Annotated in this window: 18 protein-coding genes and 1 tRNA gene; 8 read left to right on the top strand and 11 right to left on the bottom strand. The window is 74.0% G+C overall.

Features of this window, described 5'->3' with window-relative positions; genetic code table 11:
* The gene (locus ACIPUC_RS06110; protein WP_446587011.1) at positions 1-1,326 is read left to right on the top strand and encodes a vWA domain-containing protein; all 1,326 of its coding nucleotides are present in this window, start codon (positions 1-3) and stop codon (positions 1,324-1,326) included.
* Between the two features lie 47 nt (positions 1,327-1,373).
* Positions 1,374-2,384 carry an FHA domain-containing protein gene (locus ACIPUC_RS06105; RefSeq protein ID WP_446587629.1) on the top strand — a complete coding sequence of 337 codons (1,011 nt, stop codon included), beginning with the start codon at positions 1,374-1,376 and terminating at the stop codon, positions 2,382-2,384.
* A gap of 178 nt (positions 2,385-2,562) precedes the next feature.
* Here the strand turns inward: ACIPUC_RS06105 and ACIPUC_RS06100 are convergent, their stop codons facing one another.
* A complete protein-coding gene (locus tag ACIPUC_RS06100; protein WP_446587010.1) occupies positions 2,563-3,564 on the bottom strand; it encodes a methyltransferase domain-containing protein in 1,002 nt (333 codons plus the stop codon).
* Between the two features lie 121 nt (positions 3,565-3,685).
* Between ACIPUC_RS06100 and ACIPUC_RS06095 the strand changes: the two genes are divergently transcribed.
* Positions 3,686-4,090, top strand: coding sequence for a globin (locus ACIPUC_RS06095; RefSeq protein WP_446587009.1), 405 nt, complete (start codon positions 3,686-3,688; stop codon positions 4,088-4,090).
* Between the two features lie 27 nt (positions 4,091-4,117).
* Here the strand turns inward: ACIPUC_RS06095 and ACIPUC_RS06090 are convergent, their stop codons facing one another.
* From ACIPUC_RS06090 to ACIPUC_RS06055, 8 genes are all read right to left on the bottom strand, one after another.
* Positions 4,118-4,831 (bottom strand): hypothetical protein, encoded by a 714-nt coding sequence (locus ACIPUC_RS06090; RefSeq protein ID WP_446587008.1) that lies wholly within the window; start codon positions 4,829-4,831, stop codon positions 4,118-4,120.
* Positions 4,828-5,295, bottom strand: coding sequence for an acyl-CoA thioesterase (locus tag ACIPUC_RS06085; protein ID WP_446587007.1), 468 nt, complete (start codon positions 5,293-5,295; stop codon positions 4,828-4,830). The genes ACIPUC_RS06090 and ACIPUC_RS06085 overlap by 4 nt, the downstream gene beginning before the upstream one ends.
* A 10-nt stretch (positions 5,296-5,305) precedes the next feature.
* Positions 5,306-6,970, bottom strand: a complete 1,665-nt coding sequence (ettA, locus tag ACIPUC_RS06080; RefSeq protein ID WP_446587006.1) for an energy-dependent translational throttle protein EttA — start codon at positions 6,968-6,970, stop codon at positions 5,306-5,308.
* Positions 6,971-7,154: 184 nt separating this feature from the next.
* Positions 7,155-8,630: a phosphatase PAP2 family protein gene (locus ACIPUC_RS06075; protein WP_446587005.1), complete on the bottom strand. Its 1,476-nt coding sequence runs from the start codon at positions 8,628-8,630 to the stop codon at positions 7,155-7,157.
* Between the two features lie 50 nt (positions 8,631-8,680).
* Positions 8,681-9,811, bottom strand: a complete 1,131-nt coding sequence (locus ACIPUC_RS06070; protein ID WP_446587004.1) for a thioester domain-containing protein — start codon at positions 9,809-9,811, stop codon at positions 8,681-8,683.
* A 242-nt stretch (positions 9,812-10,053) separates the two neighbouring features.
* Positions 10,054-10,461, bottom strand: coding sequence for a single-stranded DNA-binding protein (locus ACIPUC_RS06065; protein ID WP_446587003.1), 408 nt, complete (start codon positions 10,459-10,461; stop codon positions 10,054-10,056).
* Between the two features lie 98 nt (positions 10,462-10,559).
* Complete coding sequence (locus tag ACIPUC_RS06060; RefSeq protein WP_446587002.1) at positions 10,560-12,410, bottom strand: GTPase; 1,851 nt, start codon at positions 12,408-12,410, stop codon at positions 10,560-10,562.
* A 4-nt stretch (positions 12,411-12,414) separates the two neighbouring features.
* Entirely contained in the window at positions 12,415-14,025 is a 1,611-nt protein-coding gene (locus ACIPUC_RS06055) for a dynamin family protein (protein WP_446587001.1), read from the bottom strand.
* 332 nt (positions 14,026-14,357) lie between these two features.
* Between ACIPUC_RS06055 and ACIPUC_RS06050 the strand changes: the two genes are divergently transcribed.
* A tRNA-Arg gene (locus tag ACIPUC_RS06050) sits at positions 14,358-14,430 on the top strand.
* A 140-nt stretch (positions 14,431-14,570) separates the two neighbouring features.
* Here the strand turns inward: ACIPUC_RS06050 and ACIPUC_RS06045 are convergent.
* Both ACIPUC_RS06045 and ACIPUC_RS06040 read right to left on the bottom strand, forming a co-directional pair.
* Complete coding sequence (locus ACIPUC_RS06045) at positions 14,571-15,044, bottom strand: phospholipase (protein ID WP_446587000.1); 474 nt, start codon at positions 15,042-15,044, stop codon at positions 14,571-14,573.
* A 67-nt stretch (positions 15,045-15,111) separates the two neighbouring features.
* Complete coding sequence (locus ACIPUC_RS06040) at positions 15,112-15,870, bottom strand: alpha/beta fold hydrolase (protein WP_446586999.1); 759 nt, start codon at positions 15,868-15,870, stop codon at positions 15,112-15,114.
* Positions 15,871-15,963: 93 nt separating this feature from the next.
* Between ACIPUC_RS06040 and ACIPUC_RS06035 the strand changes: the two genes are divergently transcribed.
* The 4 genes from ACIPUC_RS06035 (at position 15,964) to ACIPUC_RS06020 (ending at position 20,019) form a co-directional block, all read left to right on the top strand.
* Complete coding sequence (locus tag ACIPUC_RS06035) at positions 15,964-16,662, top strand: 4'-phosphopantetheinyl transferase family protein (RefSeq protein ID WP_446586998.1); 699 nt, start codon at positions 15,964-15,966, stop codon at positions 16,660-16,662.
* Positions 16,663-16,839: 177 nt separating this feature from the next.
* Positions 16,840-17,265 carry an N-acetyltransferase family protein gene (locus ACIPUC_RS06030; RefSeq protein WP_446587627.1) on the top strand — a complete coding sequence of 142 codons (426 nt, stop codon included), beginning with the start codon at positions 16,840-16,842 and terminating at the stop codon, positions 17,263-17,265.
* A gap of 93 nt (positions 17,266-17,358) precedes the next feature.
* Positions 17,359-18,525, top strand: coding sequence for a S8 family serine peptidase (locus ACIPUC_RS06025; protein WP_446586997.1), 1,167 nt, complete (start codon positions 17,359-17,361; stop codon positions 18,523-18,525).
* A 198-nt stretch (positions 18,526-18,723) separates the two neighbouring features.
* A complete protein-coding gene (locus ACIPUC_RS06020; protein ID WP_446586996.1) occupies positions 18,724-20,019 on the top strand; it encodes a hypothetical protein in 1,296 nt (431 codons plus the stop codon).
* The last annotated feature ends 136 nt before the right edge of the window (positions 20,020-20,155 follow it).

Raw genomic sequence — 20,155 nt, 5'->3', positions numbered from 1 at the left:
ATGGCGAACTTCGCCAAGCCCAGCGCCCCGCGCTTCAGCGTGGAGGTGTACCAGAACGAGTTCCTCCCGCAGGGCGGGCGGGACGTCCACGCCATCGTCACGGTCACGTCCACCGGCGGTGCCGCCGCCACCCGCGCGGCGGCGGCCCGGGGCGCGGCGGCCGTCGTGATCATGGTCGACTGCTCGGGCTCCATGGAGTACCCGCCGGAGAAGATGCGCGGCGCCCGCGAGGCCACGGCCGCGGCCGTCGACACCCTGCGCGACGGCACCTCCTTCGCCGTGATCGCCGGCACGCACACGGCCAAGGAGGTGTACCCGGGCCAGGGCCGCCTCGCGGTCGCCGACCCGGTGACCCGCGCCCAGGCCAAGGAGGCGCTGCGCGGGCTCAGCTCCGGCGGCGGCACCGCCATCGGCACCTGGCTGCGGCTGGCCGACGGCCTGCTGCGCCGGTCCCCGGCCGCCATACGGCACGGCATCCTGCTGACCGACGGCCGCAACGAGCACGAGGACCCCGCCCAGCTGCGCGCCACCCTCGACGCCTGCGCGGGCCGCTTCACCTGCGACGCCCGCGGGGTGGGCACCGACTGGGAGGTCAAGGAGGTCACCGGCATCGCGAGCGCCCTGCTCGGCTCCGCCGACATCGTGGCCGACCCGGCCCACCTCGCCGAGGACTTCACGCGCATGATGGAGAACGTCATGGGCAAGGAGGTCGCGGACGTCGCGCTGCGCCTGTGGACCCCGGTCGGGGCGGAGATCCAGTACGTCAAGCAGGTCGCGCCCGCCGTCCAGGACCTGACGGCCCGGCGCAGCGAGGCGGGCCCGCGCGCCGGCGACTACCCGACCGGATCCTGGGGCGACGAGTCCCGCGAGTACCACGTGTGCGTCCGCGTCCCGAGTGCGGGCGTGGGCCAGGAGATGCTCGCCGCCCGCGCCTCGCTCGTCCTGCCGGGAGCGGCGGGCGAGCCCGCCGCCGTCCTCGCCCAGGGACTGGTGCGGGCCGTGTGGACGGACGATCTGGCCGCTTCCACCGCCATCAACCCGCAGGTCGCGCACTACACCGGACAGGCGGAACTGGCGCAGGCTATCCAGCAGGGCCTCGAAGCCCGCAAACTGGGCGACGTGGGCGGGGCGACGGCCAAGCTCGGGCGCGCCGTGCAGCTGGCGAGCGCCTCGGGAAACGCCGACACAGCGAAGCTCCTGGCGAAGGTGGTGGACGTCGTGGACGCCGCGGCGGGTACTGTGCGGCTGAAAGCGAAGGTCGCCGACGCCGACGAGATGACCCTTGAAACGCGTTCGACGCAGACCGTCCGAGTGAAGAAGACCTGAGAAGACCTGACGCGATGACGCAGGGAGAAGAAGGGGGAAGCGCCGCCATGCCGACCTGCCCGAACGGGCACCAGTCCGCCTCCGACGACTGGTGCGAGGTCTGCGGCCACCGCATGGCTGCCCCTGGAAGCCCCCCTGCGGCGCCTTCCTACGGCTACGGCTACCCCCCGACCACCGGTGAGCCGACGGCCCAGGCCGAGCTCTGCCCGCAGTGCCGGACCCCGCGCGAGGCCATGGCCCCGTTCTGCGAGGAGTGCCGGTACAACTTCCTGACCCGTACGGCGACTTCGTACACGCCGATCGCCCCGGACGCCGGGTCCGCCGGGTCTGTCGGGTCTGTCGGGTCCGCGGGGTCCGCCCCCGCGCCCCCGTCCACGCCTCCGCCGCCCGTGTACGCGCAGGACCACTTCGAGTACCAGGGCTCGCGGCCCTCCCGGGTCAACCGGCCGGCCGAGCCGCTCCAGCGCGAGGACGACTGGCTGCTGCCGCCCCCGGCGCACGAGCCCCAGCCGCAGCCGCAGCCGCAGTACCAGCAGCAGCCCCCGCCGCCGCCCCAGCGCGAGTACCAGCAGGACTACCAGCACCAGCCGCCGCAGCAGTACCAGCCGCCTCAGCAGCACCAGCAGCAGCACCAGTCCTTCGCGCCCCAGGGCGGCTCCTGGACCGCGACGATCGGCCCCGACCGCTCGTACTTCATGGCGATGATGCAGCGCAGCGGCCCCGAGGCGGCCGGGCTCAACCTGCCCGCGTACTCCCCGGAGCAGCACCTGCCGCTCGCCGGCGGCCAGATCACCATCGGCCGCCGCCGCGCCTCCACGGGCGAGTCCCCCGACATCGACCTGTCGGTGCCCCCGGAGGACCCGGGCGTCTCCCACCAGCACGCGGTCCTCGTCCAGCAGCCCGACCTCAGCTGGGCGGTGGTGGACCAGAACTCCACCAACGGCACCACCATCAACGGCGGCGAGGAGCCGATCCAGCCCTACGTCCCGGTCCCGCTCTCCGACGGCGACCGCGTGCACGTCGGCGCCTGGACCACGATCACCATCCGCCGGGGCTAGGCCGTCTCTTTCGGATCTTGCCGGTTAAGCCCGCGTTGTCTGGCGCCGTGCATCGCAAGGCGGAGGGGCGCCCGAGTACTGGACGTACTTGGGCGCCCCGACAACGCGGCGAGGCGCGGTGCCAGGCAGCGCGGGTCAGGCAAGATCCGGAAGAGGCGGCCTAGGCCGGTTCGGCGGTTCAGTCGCGCGGCTCCCCCAGGGGCCATACGTACGGGCCCTGGGGGTCGTCGAGCCACGCCCACTGGCCGTCGCCGCTGACGGTGACCCCGAAGCGCTCGCGGGCCGGCCGGTCCTCGCGGCGCCACAGGTCCAGGGCCTCCCGCGGGTGCAGAACCCCCTCGGTCAGCACGAGCATGAACTGGAAGCGCTCGTTCTCCACCAGCTCGTACGGGAGCCCGTGCGGCACCCCGGCGGCCGGATCCCGCGGCGGCGCCGCCGTGGCCCCGCGCAGCGGGACGAAGTACGCCGGAGTGTGCAGGAAGCGGCCCTCGGCGAAGTCGGCGTCGCGGACCGTGAGGGCGATCAGCCCGGTGGACAGCGGGGCCAGGATCCGCGCCCCGGGCCGGCACTGGGCGGTCCAGGCGTGCGGGACCACCGGCAGCGTGCAGGTCACCAGGATCCGGTCGAACGGGGCACGGGAGGGGCAGCCGCGCGCCCCGTCCCCGGTGACCACCACCGGGTGGTACCCGAGCTCGGCCAGGTGCGTCCGCGCGGACTCGGTGATCTCCTCGTCGAGGTCCACGGTGGTGACGTTTTCCTCGCCGAGCCGGTGGCAGAGCAGGGCCGCGTTGTAGCCGGTGCCCGCACCGATCTCCAGGACGTTGTCGCCGTCGCGCACCTCCAGCGCCCGGAGCATCTTCGCCATCAGGGAGGGCTGGCTGCTGGAGGAGACCAGCTCGCCGTCGCGCAGCCGGGTCGCGAGCGGGGTGTCGGCGTAGACCCCGCGCAGCCAGCGGGCCCGCTGCTCGGGATCGGGGTCCTGCGCCCAGAGCCGCTCGTGGCCCGCTCCGCGGCCGGTCCAGAAATAGGGGACGAAGACGTGCCGGGGCACGGCGGCGAAGGCCGCCCGCCAGGCAGGATCGTCCAGTACCCCGGCGGCGGTCAGCTCCCGCACCTGGGCGGCGTGCGCGGTCTCGCGCAGGTCCCGCACCCCGGTGGTGCGTGCGGTGTGTGCACCCATGCCTCCACTGTCCTGCGCGCGGCCGCCGCAGGCGAATGCGGGCGGCCGGGGGCGACGGCGGGCGGTCGGGGAGGGTCCTAGGACCCCGGTCCTCCGTCCGGGCGTCTGAGACGATGGTCGGGTGAATGAGATTCCGCGGGGCACGCTTCAGGAGCAGACCTTTTACGAGCAGGTGGGCGGCGAGGAGACCTTCCGCCGTCTCGTCCGGCGCTTCTACCAGGGGGTCGCGGAGGACCCGCTGCTGCGCCCGATGTACCCGGAAGAGGACCTGGGTCCGGCCGAGGAGCGGTTCACGCTGTTCCTGATGCAGTACTGGGGCGGCCCGACCACCTACAGCGAGCACCGCGGGCATCCGCGCCTGCGGATGCGGCACGCCCCCTTCCAGGTGGACGCGGCGGCGCACGACGCCTGGCTGCGCCATATGAGGGTCGCACTGGACGAACTGGGTCTGGCCCCGGAGCACGAGGCCCAGCTGTGGAAGTACCTGACCTATGCCGCCGCGTCGATGATCAACACGGCGGGTTAGACCCGGCAGGCGCGGGGAGCCGCGGGCTCAGACCGGCCGGACCTGAAGGGCGCCCAGCCCGGCGGTGTTGCCGGGGCGGCGCAGGGCGACGGAGCCGTACGGGGTGCGCAGGCGCAGCCAGCTCCCGGCGGCGAGCAGGGCCACCGGGTCGGGGCCCTGGGCCGCGGGGGCGGCGGCGGGCACGGTGGACCGTACGGGCCGCAGGAAGCCCAGCGACTGGGCGGCGTGCACGGCGCGCAGCGGGAGTTCGGTGTCGCCCAGGGTGCGGGACCAGATCTCACGGCCGATGCGGTCGCGCTCGGAGCGGGTCCGGTGCTGCGCGGGCAGGGCCTCGTCACGGGCGCGGAACTCGGCGACGGCGCCGGCCACGGCCGCGCGCATCTCCTCGGGCCCGGGAAGCCCGGGCAACGGCCGCCAGCCGGCGCGGGGCGGGAGCACCCCCGCCCAGGGCGGGCCGGTGACCGGACCGGGCACGGTGGCCTCGGCGGCGGCCTCGTCCACCGATTCCAGGAGCTCTCCGGCCGAGACGGTCAGGTCCAGCGGGGCGGCCAGCGGCGCGGCGAGCCGCACCGTGCGGATGGCCAGGACCTCGAAGGACGGCGGCCGCCCGAAGACGGCGAGCGCGCCGCCGCCGGCCTGGAGCCGGACGGCGGCGGCGCGGTCGTAGTGCACCAGCCGGCCCAGGAAGGCGGCGAGGTCCGCCGCCTCCCCGGAATCGGCGAAGTGCAGCCGTTCGTTCATGCCGCGAGGCGTCCTTCCGAGCCGGCCGCCGGCGTGCCCGGCTCGTCGAGGTACTTCTGCAGGAAGTGCTTCTCCTCGGCCGTGATGCGGCGGGGCCGCCCCTCGGCGAGGTTGTAGGGCACGACCACGGTCGAGGCGCGCACGTAGACCTTCTCGGGCGCGTCCTCGGTCGCCTCGTCCTTGACCTCGTAGCCGATGGTCAGGGACGCGGCGCCTATCCGGGTCACCCAGGACTCGATGAGCACCGGCTCGTGACGGTGCACGAGGGGCAGCTTGTAGTCGATCTCGTGACGGGCCACGACGGACCCGCCGGTGAAGGACTCGCTGCCCTCCCCCGGCGCCAGCCGGAACATGAAGTCGATCCTCGCCTCCTCCAGGTAGCGGAGGAAGACCACGTTGTTCACGTGGCCGAAGGAGTCCATGTCCGACCAGCGCAGGGGGCACCGGTAGTGGTGTCTTGCCATGGTGCGGGCCTCAGCCTCGGGTGAGCTTCTTGTAGGTGGCACGGTGCGGACGGGCCGCGTCCGGGCCGAGACGCTCGATCTTGTTCTTCTCGTACGACTCGAAGTTGCCCTCGAACCAGTACCACTTCGACTCGCCCTCGTACGCCAGGATGTGCGTGGCGACCCGGTCGAGGAACCAGCGGTCGTGGGAGATGACCACGGCCGCACCGGGGAACTCGAGGAGCGCGTTCTCGAGCGAGGACAGGGTCTCGACGTCGAGGTCGTTGGTGGGCTCGTCGAGGAGCAGCAGGTTGCCGCCCTCCTTGAGCGTCAGCGCCAGGTTGAGGCGGTTGCGCTCACCACCGGACAGGACGCCGGCCGGCTTCTGCTGGTCCGGGCCCTTGAAGCCGAAGGCGCTGACGTACGCGCGGGACGGCATCTCGACCTGGCCCACGTTGATGTAGTCCAGCTCGTCCGACACGACCGCCCAGAGGGTCTTCTTGGGGTCGATGTTGGCGCGCGACTGGTCGACGTAGCTGATCTTGACGGTGTCGCCGACCTTGATGGCGCCGGAGTCCGGCGTCTCCAGGCCCTGGATCATCTTGAAGAGCGTGGTCTTGCCGGCGCCGTTCGGGCCGATGATGCCCACGATGCCGTTGCGCGGCAGCGTGAAGGACAGGTCGTCGATGAGGACCTTGTCGCCGAACGCCTTGGAGAGGTTGTTGACCTCGACCACGATCGAGCCCAGACGCGGGCCCGGCGGGATCTGGATCTCCTCGAAGTCCAGCTTCCGCATCTTGTCCGCTTCGGCCGCCATCTCCTCGTACCGGGCCAGACGGGCCTTGGACTTGGTCTGACGCCCCTTGGCGTTGGACCGCACCCACTCCAGCTCTTCCTTGAGGCGCTTCTGGCGCTTCTCGTCCTTGCGGCCCTCGACCTTGAGGCGCTGGGCCTTCTTCTCCAGGTAGGTGGAGTAGTTGCCCTCGTAGGGGTGCGCACGGCCGCGGTCGAGCTCGAGGATCCACTCGGCGACGTTGTTCAGGAAGTACCGGTCGTGGGTCACGGCCACGACGGCGCCCTTGTACTGCGACAGGTGCTGCTCCAGCCAGTTCACCGACTCGGCGTCGAGGTGGTTGGTGGGCTCGTCGAGGAGGAGCAGGTCCGGGGCCTCGATCAGCAGCTTGCACAGCGCCACGCGGCGCTTCTCGCCGCCGGAGAGGTTGGTGACGGGCCAGTCGCCGGGCGGGCAGCCCAGGGCGTCCATGGCCTGCTCCAGCTGGGCGTCGAGGTCCCAGGCGTTGGCGTGGTCCAGGACCTCCTGGAGCTTGCCCATCTCGTCCATGAGCGCGTCGGTGTAGTCGGTCGCCATTTCCTCGGCGACCTCGTTGAAGCGCTTGAGCTTGCCCATGATCTCGGCGGCGCCGTCCTGGACGTTCTCCAGGACGGTCTTCGACTCGTCGAGCTTCGGCTCCTGCATGAGGATGCCGACCGTGTAGCCGGGCGACAGGAAGGCGTCACCGTTGGACGGCTGCTCCAGGCCCGCCATGATCTTCAGAACGGTGGACTTACCGGCGCCGTTCGGGCCGACCACACCGATCTTCGCGCCCGGCAGGAAGTTCAAGAAGACGTCATCGAGAATCACCTTGTCGCCGTGCGCCTTGCGCGTCTTGCGCATGGTGTAGATGAACTCAGCCAAGAGAAACCGTCCGGCAGATCGATGGTGGGCAGATACACCCCATCTTGCCAGCCGTCCATACCTGCGGGCGAATGGGTAGGTCAGGACCCCTGGCCAAGGGCCTGCGACAGGGGCAGAGCAGGCACGGGGCGGCGGCCGTGCCCGACCCGCCGGCCGCACCGTGATGCGCGCCGGTCCGGTGCCGTCACGGGTGCGGGCGGTAGACGGTCAGGGCGTCGGGGAGGGCGTCGAGGACCAGGTGGGGCGGGGCCTGGGCGTACTCGCCGTCGTACGCGAACGGGGTACCCGGCGGGATGTCCCCGATCCGCAGGCTGCGCAGGCGGGTGGCCGCGTGGACCGGGGAGCGGGTCAGCGGGCCCGCGAGGGCGGCGGCCAGCAGGCGGGGGCCGGGGCGGCCGCCGCCGAGGACCAGCCGTACGTCGAGCAGGCCCTCACCCAGGTCGTCGCGGCGGCGGGGGGCGGGCCCGGTCCCGTGGTAGGTGCCGTTGCCCGCGAAGAGCAGCCAGACGCTCCGGGGCCGCCCGGCCGGGCTCAGCCGCACGGGGCGCTCGGCCCGCAGCACCCGCCAGGCCGCCAGCAGGGCGGCGGGGCCGCCGCCGATGCGCGGGGCCCAGTGCAGGCGGTGGCGCAGCAGCTCCGGGTAGGCGCCGATGCTGAGGTTGTTCAGGAAATAGCCGGGCCGGCCGCCCTCCGGTCCTGGGGTGAAGCGGCCCACGCCGATGTGGACGGCCTGACCGGCGGCCAGGGCGCGGCAGGTGTCCTCGGTCCCGGCGAGGCCGAGGTCCATCGCGAAGTGGTTGAGGCTGCCCCCGGGGAAGACGGCCAGCGGCAGCCCGGCGCGCAGGGCGATGGTGGCGGCCGCGTTGACGGTGCCGTCGCCGCCGCAGACGCCGAGGACGGCGGCGCGGGAGGCCGCCGACTCCAGTGCGGCGGCGAGCTGCGAGGCCCCGCACTCGATCACCTCGGCCCGGGGAAGCCGGTCGCGCAGCAGGCGCGCTGCCGCGGCCGCGCCCGTCGCGGTGTTGACCACCACGGTGAGCCCGGCCCCGTCGGGCAGCGCGGGCACGCCGACGGCGGGCCGCTCGGCGCCCGGGACGATCCTGGCCTCCTGCGCGTCGCGGGCGAGCCGGTCCACGACGAAGCCCGCGGCCACGCCGAGCGCCGCGCCCGCGAGCACGTCGGAGGGGTAGTGGACCCCGGTGTACACCCGGGAGAAGGCCACGGACGCGGCCACCGGGGCCAGCGCGGCGGCCCAGCCCGGGGACTCCAGGGCCAGCCCGGCGGTGAAGGCGAAGGCCGACGCCGCGTGCCCGGACGGAAAGGAGGTGGTCTGCGGCTGCGTCGCCAGCTGCCGCACGGCGGGTACCCCGTCCAGCAGCGGCCGCGGGCGGCGTACGGACCACTTGCCGACGGTGTTGATGGTCGCCGAGGCCAGAGCCAGCGAGGCTGCCCCGCGCAGGGCGGCCTTGCGGGCGCGGGCCGATCCGAAGGCGGCCAGCGCGCCCGCGGCCGCGCCCCACAGCACCCCGTGGTTCGCGGCCCGCCCGAGCCTGGGCAGCACCCGGTCGGCCCCCGGCCAGTGCCGCCGGGCCACCACGTCGAACAACTGCCGGTCCCACCGCACGACCGCGCCCCGCCAGGTCACCTCTTGATCGGCCATGGCCTGCCCCTACCCCGAGCCCGGCCCCGGAACCGACCCGGCCGTCCTGCCTAGTGCTCCTCCTCGTCCAAGGGGCGCTTGCGGAGCAGGAGGACCACCAGGCCGCCCAGGACCACGAGGCCCACCGCCAGGGAGGCGACGACCGGGGTGGCCGCCGAGCTGCCGCTGGAGGCCAGCCGCTCCTCGTCCGGGGAGTCCGGCGTGCTCTGACCGATCTGGCCGGCGGCCTGGATGCCCGGCTGCTGCCCGGACTCGGCGGTGGCGGGCTGCACCGCCGGGGGCTCCGGCCACACCGCCGTGGCCGTGGCGGCGGCCGCGGACTCGCTGGAGCCCGCCACGATCTGCGCCTGGGCCGGCACCCCGCTGGTGAAGACCCGCCCGACGGGCACCTTCGTCGCGCCCTGGACGGTGACCGAGGCCGTGCCGTCGGGAGTGCCCGCGGGCACCTCGAAGTACAGCCGGGTGCCGTTGGCGGCGGCGTCCAGCGGCCGCCCCTCGGCGTCCACCACCCGCACCCCCATCGCGACGGCCGCCGCGTCCGGGACGACGGACACGCTCCGCGCCCCTGTCCGCACGGTCACCGGGCCGAGCCGGGTGCCGACCGGCCCGGACACGCCGCCCGGGTCCAGCCCCAGCGAGGCCGGCGGCTCGGGCAGCTGCCCGGCCTCCCGCTGCAGGTAGTCGGCCAGCTTCTCCGCCGCCGGATCCGCGGCCTCGACCCGCACCCCCTCCGCCAGCCGCCAGATCGCCACCTGGGTCCCCGCCGCCGCGCTCTCCGCGGTCAGCGAACCGGCCCCGGCCGCCTCGGCGAGCCCCGCCAGATCGTTCAGCTGCGGGTAGGAGTGCTCCAGGACCCAGCGGATCCGGCCCGCCTCCCGCTTCCCGGCCAGCGGGCTGCCGCTCCAGCCGCTCTCCGTGTACCGGGACCGGGGCTGTGCGTGGCCCTCGACGCCGACCCCGTACGTCTGGAGCATCCCGCCGCCGTCGACCCGCATCTCGTAGAGCCCGGCCGGAATGTGCCGAACCGACCCGTCCCCGGAGTGCAGGACCGCCTGCCCGTACGTCTTCAGCCCGTCCAGCACGGCGCTCGCACCCTCCGGCGCCCGGGGCACCGCCGGTTCGGAGTCGGCGGCCGCCCGGGCTCCGGGCGCGGCGGTGAGGGCCGCGGCCAGCAGGGCCACGGCCAGCGGGCGCCGCGCGGAGCCCCGTACGGCCGCGGCAGCCAGAGGAACCGCGTGCGGGGCGGGACGAGGAGCGGAACGAGGAACGGGATGAGGAACGGGATGAGGAGCGGGATGCGGAACGGAAGCAGGAGTGGAATCAGGAGCGGAGGATGCGGGAACGGCAATCGACACAGTCTTCCCCTTCGGGCCAAAGACCCAGGTGCCCGTGAGTACCGGGGAATCCTAACCGCCTTGAACACTCAGACCACCGCAGCCTTCTGAGTGGCCATCAGCGGCGTTTCGATCTTGACGACCCGGCGGAACGCGGCCGTCCCCCGGTTCAGATCGTGTCCGATGGCCGTCGCGTCGATCTCGGCCGAGACCCACCGGTGCCCCGCCCCGTCGGGTGGGTCCTCCCGGACCCGCAGCCGCCCGTGCACCACCAGCGGTTCGCCCACCGCCACGGAACCGGCCAGATTCACCGCCAGGGTGCGCCGCGCCCAGACGGTGTAGAAGCTGGTGGACCCGTCGGTCCAGGCTTCCTTGCGCCGGTCGAAGTACCGCGGCGTCACGGCGAACCGGAACCTCGCCGACGGCCCGCTCGGCGTCTCCTTGTAGTCGATCTGCGTGGCCACGTACCCCACCAGCGTCACCAGGGTGTCGTTCATCCCGGCCGCCTCCCCCACGATGCCCACCCGTACGGACCATCCGCACGAGGTACGCACCATGCTGGGGCCGGCCGCCGACACCCGCTCCGGCCTGTGGATTACTGACGGGTTGTGGACAACTTCGTCCCCCCTGCGGCGACGGCGGCGTACTGCTCGCGCACCTCCCGGTAGCGCAGCAGCTCCGCCGCCACCGGCTCCAGCACCCGGGACCGCCCGCACCCGGCCGCGGCCTGCCGCAGCCTGCGCTCCGCGTCCTGCCCGTACCTGCGCGCGGGGCCGCGCGCCGCGATCGAGCAGGCCCACTCCACCAGCGGCCCGCCGACGATGCCCGCCACCATCAGCAGCACCGGCGGCAGCAGCTGCGGCTCCAGGACGCCGATGATCTGACCCAGCAGCCACAGGCCGCCGTAGACCTGGAGCAGCGTCATCGCCGCCTGCCCCAGCACCGCCGCCGGCCACCACGTGGGCCGCGGCGGCTTGACGCTCGGCACCGCGACCGCCGCCCCGAGGGTCACCGCCAGTTCGTCCAGCGCCTCCGGCAGGCGTTCGGCGCCGCGCACCGCCGTCTCCCGTACCGCCTGCGCCCAGGGTTCGGGCAGGCCGGTGACGGCCTCGTCGGCGACCGCCCGTACCGCCTGCTCCACGCGCTGACGCGCGGTCACCTCCGCCTCGACCGGCGCCTCGACGACGGGCGCGCCCCGGGCGCCGATCGCCGCGAGGGCGGCCAGCCCCGCCAGCGTGCGAGGGGCGCGGCGGCTCTCGTACCACCGCCACAGCCGCAGCCACGGCGTCCCGCAGGCCTTTCCGGCGTTGCGCCGCCAGGCGCGCTCGGCCGCGAGCCCGGCCGCGTACGCACCGACCGCCTCGGCCAGCCGGTCCTCGAACTCGGCGCGCGCCGACTCCCCGATCTCCGGCCCGGAGTGCCCGTCGGCCACGTACAGCGGGCGCAGGCGCACGGCCGCGCGGTCGAGGTCGGCGGAGATCCGCCGGGTCGCCGCGCCCTTCTCCTGAGTGAACTGTGCGAGCAGCTCGCGCAGTTCCCCGACGCCCTCGCCGGTCAGCGCGGACAGCCCGAGCACGGTGGCGCCGGGTTCGTCGTGCTCGCCGAGCGCGATGCCGTCCTCGTCGAGGAGCCGGCGCAGGTCGTCCAGGACGAGGTCGGCGGCTTCCCCGGGCAGCCGGTCCACCTGGTTGAGCACGACGAACGTGACCTCCGCGTGCCCGGCCAGCGGCCGCAGGTACCGCTCGTGCAGCACCGCGTCCGCGTACTTCTCCGGGTCCACCACCCACACGACGGCGTCGACGAGCGCCAGTACGCGGTCCACGTGGTCGCGGTGCGCGCCGACGGCCGAGTCCAGGTCGGGCAGGTCGACGAGGACCATCCCGCGCAGCGCCTCGGCCTCCGAGGTCTCGCGGGGCCGGCGCCGCAGCCGTCCGGGGATCTCCAGCCGGTCCAGCAGTCCGGCCGCGCCGTCCGACCAGCTGCAGGCGATGGGGGCGGCAGTGGTGGGGCGGCGCAGCCCCGTCTCGGAAATCTGCACCCCGGCGAGTGAATTGAAGAGCGTGGACTTACCACTTCCGGTGGCTCCGGCGATCGCGACGACGGTGTGCTGCGGGGACAGTCCGCGCCGCGCGGCCGCCTCGTCCAGGACCCGGCCGGCCTCGGCGAGGGTCTTGCCGTCGAGCCTGGTCCGGGACAGTCCGACGAGCTGGCGCAGCGCGTCGAGGCGCAGGCGCAGGGCCTGGCCCTCGGGGCTGAGCGGGGGTGCGGCCGACTTGCCGCCGTCGCTGCCGGCGCCGGAGACGGCCCGTACGAGCGCCTCGTCGCCTTCGTCGCCCTCGTTGCCGCCGTCGCCGTCACCCGCGGCGGTCTCGGCGGCCTTGGGTCGCGAGCGCGCGATGAGTCCGTCGTCCCAGCGGTCCTCGGTGCGGTCGGCGAGGGAAGTCACCGCGTCACCTCTCCTTCTGCAGTAGGGACAGCGCGGCAATCAGTTCGGCCTGTGGCTCCGGGGTCACTTCGAGGGCCTCCAGGGGGGCGAGCCGGCGGTCCCGTTCGGCGCGCAGCACCTGGTCGAGGTGGTCGCCGACCAGTTCCGCGCCCCGGTCGCGCAGCCGCAGCGCGGCCTGGGCCCCGATCCGCTCGGCGAGCTTCTCCCCGGCGGGCCGGGCCCGCTTGCCGCCGAGGAGGGCGGCGACGAGCAGGGCCGCGACGGCGTCCGGATCGGGCGCGGGCTGCCGGTCGAGGGCGGCGACCTCGTCCTCGGCGAGTTCCTCCAGTACGCGCCGCCAGCGCCGTACGGCCATGCCGATGCGTTCCCCCGCCTCCCTGTCGGGCGTGGGCAGGGGCACGGCGCCGGCGGCCGGCTCTCGCCGCCAGGCGTCGGCGATCCGCTCGTCGGCGGCGGCGACGGCGCACTGGAGCAGGGCGGCGAGGGATTCGGCGAGCGAGTCGAGGAGTTCGTCGGCGCTCGTGTCGAGGGGGTAGCCGCGCCACCGGGTCAGCGCATCCCCGGCCAGTACGGCGCCCTGGTCGAGGCGGTTGCGGACCCGCCTGCCCTCCCGCTTGTACGCGTCCTCCACGGCCGAGGTCAGCCGTACGGCGGCGGCGTACTGCGCGGCGACGGCGGAGGCGAGTTCGGGCATCCGCCGCCCGAGGGAGTCCAGCGCGCCGAGCGCCGTGCGCCCGACGGCGTACTGGCGGGCGGCGGGATCCTGCGCGTGGTGGGCGAGCCAGGCGAACAGCGGCGCGACGGCACTGGCGGGGAGCAGTCCGCCGCCGCCTGCCGACTCGGGGAGTTCGGGCACCGTGAAGCGGGGCACGTCGCCCAGACCGGCCCGGGTGAGCAGGGCTCCGTACTGGCGGGAGACCTCGGCGAGCACCTGGTGCGGGACCCGGTCGAGGACGGTGATGAGGGTGGCTTTGTACTGCTTGGCGGTGCGCAGCAGGTGCCAGGGGACGGCGTCGGCGTACCGTGAGGCGGTGGTGACCATCACCCAGACGTCGGCGGCGCAGATGAGTTCGGCGGCCAGGGTCCGGTTCTCGACCACGAGGGAGTCGATGTCGGGGGCGTCGAGGATGGCGAGGCCGCGGGGCAGGGTGGAGACGGTCTCGATCCGCATCTCGCGGGTGGCGTGCCCGTGGCCGGGGCTCCGGTCGTGGCCCCGGGAGGCGTGGGCGGGCTCGTCCTCCCCGTGCGGCACCCAGACGCGCATCAGATCGGGCAGCACCCGCATTCCGGCGAACCAGTGATGATCATCCGGATGGCAGACAAGTACCGGGGTGCGCGTGGTGGGGCGCAGCACCCCGGCCTCGCTGACCTGTCGTCCGACGAGGGAGTTGACGAGGGTGGACTTACCGGCTCCGGTGGACCCGCCGATGACGGCGAGCATCGGCGCCTCGGGCGCCTTCAGCCGGGGTACGAGGTAGTCGTCGAGCTGCGCGAGCAGCTCGGCTCTGGTCTGGCGGGCGCGCGGAGCGCCGGGCAGGGGCAGCGGCAGACGCACGGACGCGACCCGGTCGCGCAGGGCGGACAGGGCATCGAGCAGCTGAGGCCGAACATCCAAGGTCACCACATGCGAAGAATGCCCAATTTAGGACCATTTTTGAAGCTTATACGTCCTCTGCGCGCCGACCGCGACTCCAGTGGGACATCCTGGACACGGCGGACGAGTGGGGCGCAGGCATAACGAGTGCACAACACCCACGGCGCCGCGGCGCAAAAGCGATGCGAGAATCGCACCTGCCTGCGATTATCGGGACCGCTTCACCGAACCTCCACATCGTGGCACGCGAGTGAAGCAACCGGGACAAGGCAACCGGAGCCCTATCCTTGACCCGGCACGGACCACAGCCCCACCCCCACCAGGGGCTCCAGGCCCACCAAGGCCACCTTCCGGCCCCCGTAGCTCAGTGGATAGAGCAGGTGCCTTCTAAGCACTTGGCCGCAGGTTCGAGTCCTGCCGGGGGCACTCTTTACTCCACCACCGCAAGCCCTCCCCAAGGGAGGGCTTTTGTGCAGGTCAGCGCACTTTACCGGGACCCCTGTAGCACCGCCGTAAGCCCGCGGGCCGCCCTGGGGAGAGCCGGAGTTCCCTGCGGAGGCAGGCGGCTAGGAAATCTCCACGAGCCTGACGGCCTGGTAGTACATCCACGCGGTACTGTCGCAGGAGCCCCGGCGGGCGCCGGAGTACTGGGCGCAGACCCTCCTCATGTCCGCGTGGAAGGCCTCGTCGAGGCGGGTTTTGACGGCCGAAAACAGGCCTGCCGCCCGGTGGTTGCGGTAGCCGAAGTCATGGCGTGCGCAGGCCTGCCGGAAGGGGAAGCCGAAGGGGTTGTCCGGGGAGCCGGTGCAGTAGTCCGTCGACCAGTCGAAGCCGTACGGGCCCCAGGCGGACCGGTTCTCGCGCGCCTCGGCCCACGCCGCGTAGCTGGCGGCGTCGGCTTGCGTCCAACGGCTCAGCACCAGCGGCTTGTCGGCCGGGACCCCGGGGGCCGCCCAGGCGGCCGGCGCGAGGGTGAGCACCGCGGCCGCGGCCGCCGATGCGAGAGCAGGGACGCTACGGCGGGCGGCACGACGGTGCATGGCATTCCTCGGGCGGGAGCGGGCGGGGGCGGATCGCCCCCGGCCAACTCCCCCGGCCGCCGGATGGTTACTGCGGTGCGACGGCCCGGGCGAAGCCGTCCGGGTTGTCGAGCATGATGTTGTGCCCGCAGTCGGGGACGGACACCACGCGGACACCCGCCGCCTCCAGCGCGTCGGCGCCCGGGAGCGGTCCGTCCGCCTCGGGCACCAGGAAACTGCGCGGAACCTTCAGTTCCAGCAGCAGCTCGCGCATGGTGGGCGTCGTACCCGCGGCCAGGTGCACGGCGCTGCGGTACAGGGCGGTCCGGCCCGTCAGTCGCATGGTGGCCCACCAGTGCGCCCCGACCCGGTCGCGCACCTCGGCCCAGCCGCCCGCCAGGAACTCCTCCTCGGTGTAGGAGGCGATCCCGCTGCTGCCGGGCGAAACGGGGGTGCGGGGCATCGGATCCAGGTTGGCGTCGACCAGCACCAGCCGGGAGACCAGGCGGGGGTGCCGGTCGGCGAGCACGATGGCGACCGCTCCGCCCATGCTGTGCGCGATCAGCTCGGCGCCCTGTGCCCCGGCCTCGGTGAGGGCGGCCGCCAGCGCGTCGGCATGCGCCTCGAGGGTGTAGGAGAACTCCTCGGGCCGGTCGCTGTGCCCGTGGCCCAGCAGGTCGACCAGCAGCGAACGGCGCCCCGCCAGCAGCGGGTGGACGGCGCTCGCCGCGAAGTAGGCCGGCGAACTGGCCCCGAGCCCGTGCACGTACACCCGGACCGGTTCCTCCCCCGGCAGCTCCGCCCATCGGATCCGGTCACCATTCGCCGTGACGGCAGCGCTGCGCACGATCCATCCCCCTGTCCCCGTACTCCCAGTCGTGATCGGGACGAGGGTAGCCAACGCCCGGCAGCCGCACCCTCCTCGTCTACCCTCGGTCAAGTGATCGACCACGTGAACGAACTCGGCGACGGCGCACCGCGGACCGGCCCGCCCCCCGAGGGCGGGGCCGTGGCCGTGTGGGCCTTGGACACCCTGCGGGAGTCGGTCGGCGGCCGCCCGGTCGCCGGGGCCGAGGCGGTCCTGGACCCGGCCGAACAGGAGCGCGCCGGACGGCTCCTGCGGCCCGCCGACCGCCACCGGTACCTCGCCTCGCACCTGGGCCTGCGCGTACTGCTCGGCAGCTACCTGGGCCTGGCCCCGCAGGAGGTCGCCCTGGTCCGCGAGACCTGCCCGTGCTGCGGCGGCCCGCACGGCAGGCCCGCGGTGGCGGGCGGCCCGCTCCACTTCTCCCTCTCGCACAGCGGCGACCTGGCCTACCTGGCCTTCGCCGCAGTGCCGGTCGGCATCGACGTGGAGGAGACGCCGAGCGCGGAGGCGCTGGTCGACCTGCTGCCGCTGCTGCACCCGGCCGAGACCGCCGAGCTGAACGCCCTGCCCGAGGCGGACCGGCTGCCCGCGCTGGCCCGCGTCTGGTGCCGCAAGGAGGCCTGCCTCAAGGCCGACGGCACGGGCCTCGCCCTCGGCCTGACCGACCCGTACGTCGGCTCCGCGCCGACCCCGGCCCCCGTCCAGGGGCGGACCCTCCGGGACCTCCCGGCCCCCGCGGGCTACGCGGCGGCCCTGGCCGTACGGGCCTAGGCCGGAGCCTCGCGTCGCGTTCCGCGGCCGCGCCGTCGGGTACGGGGGCACCGCGCCCACGGCCGGTCCGCCCGCCGCCAACGCCGCGCGGGCGAGCGCCGGTCAGCGGCTTACGGCCTCGGGCGCCCCCCGCCACGCCGCGGCGACGTTCTGCCGTCCGTCCGCCCTGCCCGCATTATCGTGGCCGCCATGGACATCCGCCGGGCCCGCACCACGGCCGAGCTCACCGCCGCCGAGTCCCTTTTCGACGGGCCCGCCCGCGAGGACTGGGCCGAGCGCTTCCTCGCCGCCCCGGGTCATGTGCTGCTCATCGCCTACGTGGACGGCGTGCCCGCCGGGATGGTCTCCGGCGTCGAGATGACCCACCCGGACAAGGGCACCGAGATGTGCCTGTACGAGCTCTCCGTCGACGAGGGGTACCGCCGGCGCGGGATCGGCCGCGCCCTGACCCTCGCACTCGCCGACGAGGCCAAGACCCGGGGCTGCCACGGCATGTGGGTGGGCGTCGACACCGACAACGAGGCGGCCCTCGCCACCTACGCGGCCGCCGGAGCCCGCGACGAGGGCGTCTTCGCCATGCGCGGCTGGCCGCTCGGCGCGTAACTCCGACGCCGTCCCCCCTCGCGGCGGCGTGTCGTGCGCCCACTCGGCGCACCCTCCGCGCGCCGCCGCCGCCGTTCGCCGAGCATCGGCCACATGACCGCATTCGCCGCCCTCCTCCCGACCGCCGCCCTCCTCGCCACGGCCGCCACGGCCACCGCCCTGCCGCCGCACTCCGACACCACCGCTGCCGAGACCGCCCCTTACGTCGTCGTCCTGAAGGACACCGCCTCCCGCGCTCCCGCCCGCGCCCTGGCCGCCGAGGCGGCGGACGCCGGCGACGAGGTCACGGCCGTCTACGACACCGCCCTGAACGGCTTCGCCGTCCGCACCACCGGGGCCCGGGCCGCCGTCCTGGCCGCCGACCCCCGGGTGGCCTCGGTGGAACCGGACGCCGTGTTCCACACCACCGACACACAGCCCCTCGCCCCCTGGCCACTGGACCGGATCGACCAGCGCGAGCTCCCGCTCGACGGCTCGTACACGTACCCGAACAGGGCAGACGGCATCACCGTCTACGTCTTGGACACCGGGATCAACACCCGCCACCGGGAGTTCGGCGGCCGCGCCCGGGCCGGCTACAACGGCCTGTTCCTCCAGACCTCCGGCGACTGCAACGGCCACGGCACGCACGTCGCCGCGACCGTGGGCGGGCAGACGTACGGGGTCGCGAAGGGGGTCTCCCTCGTCTCGGTGAAGGTGGCCGACTGCCGGGGTGCCGGGCGACTTTCGGCCATGGTCGGCGGCATCGAGTGGATGGTGCGGCACGCCGCGGGGCACCCCGCCACCCCGGCGGTCGCCAACATGAGCATGGGCGGCTCACGCAGCCGCGCCCTGGAGACGGCGGTCGCCCGGGCCGTCGCCTCCGGGATCACCTTCGTGGTGGCCGCCGGCAACGACGGCAAGGACGCCTGCGCCGGGTCGCCCGCCTCCGTCCCGCAGGCCGTCACGGTCGGCGCGACCGACGCCGAGGACCGGCGCGCGCGCTTCTCCAACCACGGCCGCTGCGTGGACCTCTCGGCGCCCGGCGTGTCCGTCGTCTCGGCGTGGAAGGGCTCCACCACCGCCACCGCCCGGTCCTCCGGCACCTCGATGGCAGCCCCGCACGTCGCCGGGGTCGCGGCGCTGATCCGCGCCGACGGCACGCGCAAGACCCCGGAGCAGGTGGCCGCGGCGCTGACGCAGGCCGCCGTCCCGGACCGGATCACCGGACTCCCCGCCGGCACCCCCAACCTCCTGCTCCACACCCCGACCGCGCGCTGAACGCCCCACCGACCAGTCGGTATCCGATGTGCCATCAGACCCGCTCTGATGGCACATCAATTTCTGTGTGCTTCCGGCGAAAACAAGTCATTGACTTCTCATCACGGCGACGCGTCAATGTCGGCCACCGCACCGGCTCGGCCTCCCCCACACAGCGGGTGGGGGGAGGGTTCGTCATGACGAAGGAGTCGCGACCCAGTGAGTACGAGAACGCATCGACGAAGAGTGGTGGCCGGGGCGGGAGCGCTTTCCCTGGCCCTGACGTGCGGTGTGGTCGGCCTGGCCGGCTCCGCGCAGGCCGCGACCAAGACCACCGCGGTGTTCGAGAACTGCGACGCCCCGGCGCCGCAGCCGGACGGTTCGGGCAACCAGAACTACACGGTCACACTGCCCGACGGCGCCAAGGCCGGCGACGTCGTCCCGATCACGATCGACCCGGGTGCGAGCCCGCTGGTCCCCGGCTTCTCCGTCACCACCGTGAACACATCCAAGATCACCCTCAAGGTCGGGACGACCACCCAGGTGGTCACCAGCCCGCCCGAGACCGTCACCGTCGTGGCCGGACAGCCGCTCGACCCCAAGGCGTTCTCCGGAACCATCAAGATCCCCGACGGCACCGAGGGCACCGCGGTCGACGTCGCCCTCGACCTGGCGGTGACCGACGCGGACCTCTCCGGTTCGATCTTCACCACCACCTGCACGCCGGCGCCGCGCCCCAGCGCCTCCCTCGGCTCGGTCGCCGTCGAAGCCCTGCCCAAGGACCCGGTCACCACCAAGCTGACGCCCAACAGCGGCCCGGCGGGCACCGCCGTCGTCGTCACCGGCGCCAACTTCCCGGCCGGCCCCGTCACCTGCTCCGCCCTGCTCGGGGGCGTGGCGACCGGTGACACCGGCACCGGCACGGCGGCCGCGTCAGGCGCCGCCACGTGCGACATCACGGTCACCAAGAAGGCCGACACGATCAAGATCGACGGATCGGTCACCCCGTACAAGGCCTTCGTGTTCCTCGACGAGCAGGCGGGCGTCAAGAACCCGGTCGACATCGAGGTCCTGCCCGGACCGCTGGCCCTCGGCCCCAAGGACGGCCAGCCGGCCGTCAGCTTCGGCGCGGTCACCATCAACGGCAAGGCCCAGTCGGTGGTCGGCGTCTTCAACGCCGCGACCGTCCAGGACTTCCGCGGCGGCTCGCTCGGCTGGGACGTGACGGCGACGCGCACGCCGTTCCTGAACCAGGCCACCGGCCACTCGATGGCGAAGGCGCAGATCGGCATCCAGCCGTCCTGCACCGTGACCAACCCGGACAGCCCGAGCACCTGCACCGCGGGCGCGCCCGGCGCGATCTCCGAGACCCCGATGAAGGTGGCCTCGCAGGCCGCCGGCGGGGAGGAGCTGACCGGTGGCGAGTTCGCCGTCGGCGGCGCGGGGATGATCCAGCTCCCGCCGTTCATGTTCGCCGACACCTACCAGTCGGTGGTCACCTTCTCCATCGCCTGACCCGGTACGGCCGGCCCGACCGGTCCCAGGGTGGTGGGGGGGGGGGGGGGCGCCCCCCCCCCCCCCCCCCCCCCCCCCCCCCGCGCGGGCCCCCCGCCCCCCCCCCCCCCCCCCCCCCCCCACCCCCCCCCCCCCC

The organism is Streptomyces sp. LARHCF249 (assembly GCF_052871255.1).
The sequence above is the reverse complement of the archived record's forward strand: the minus strand, read 5'-3'. Positions and strand labels throughout refer to the sequence as shown.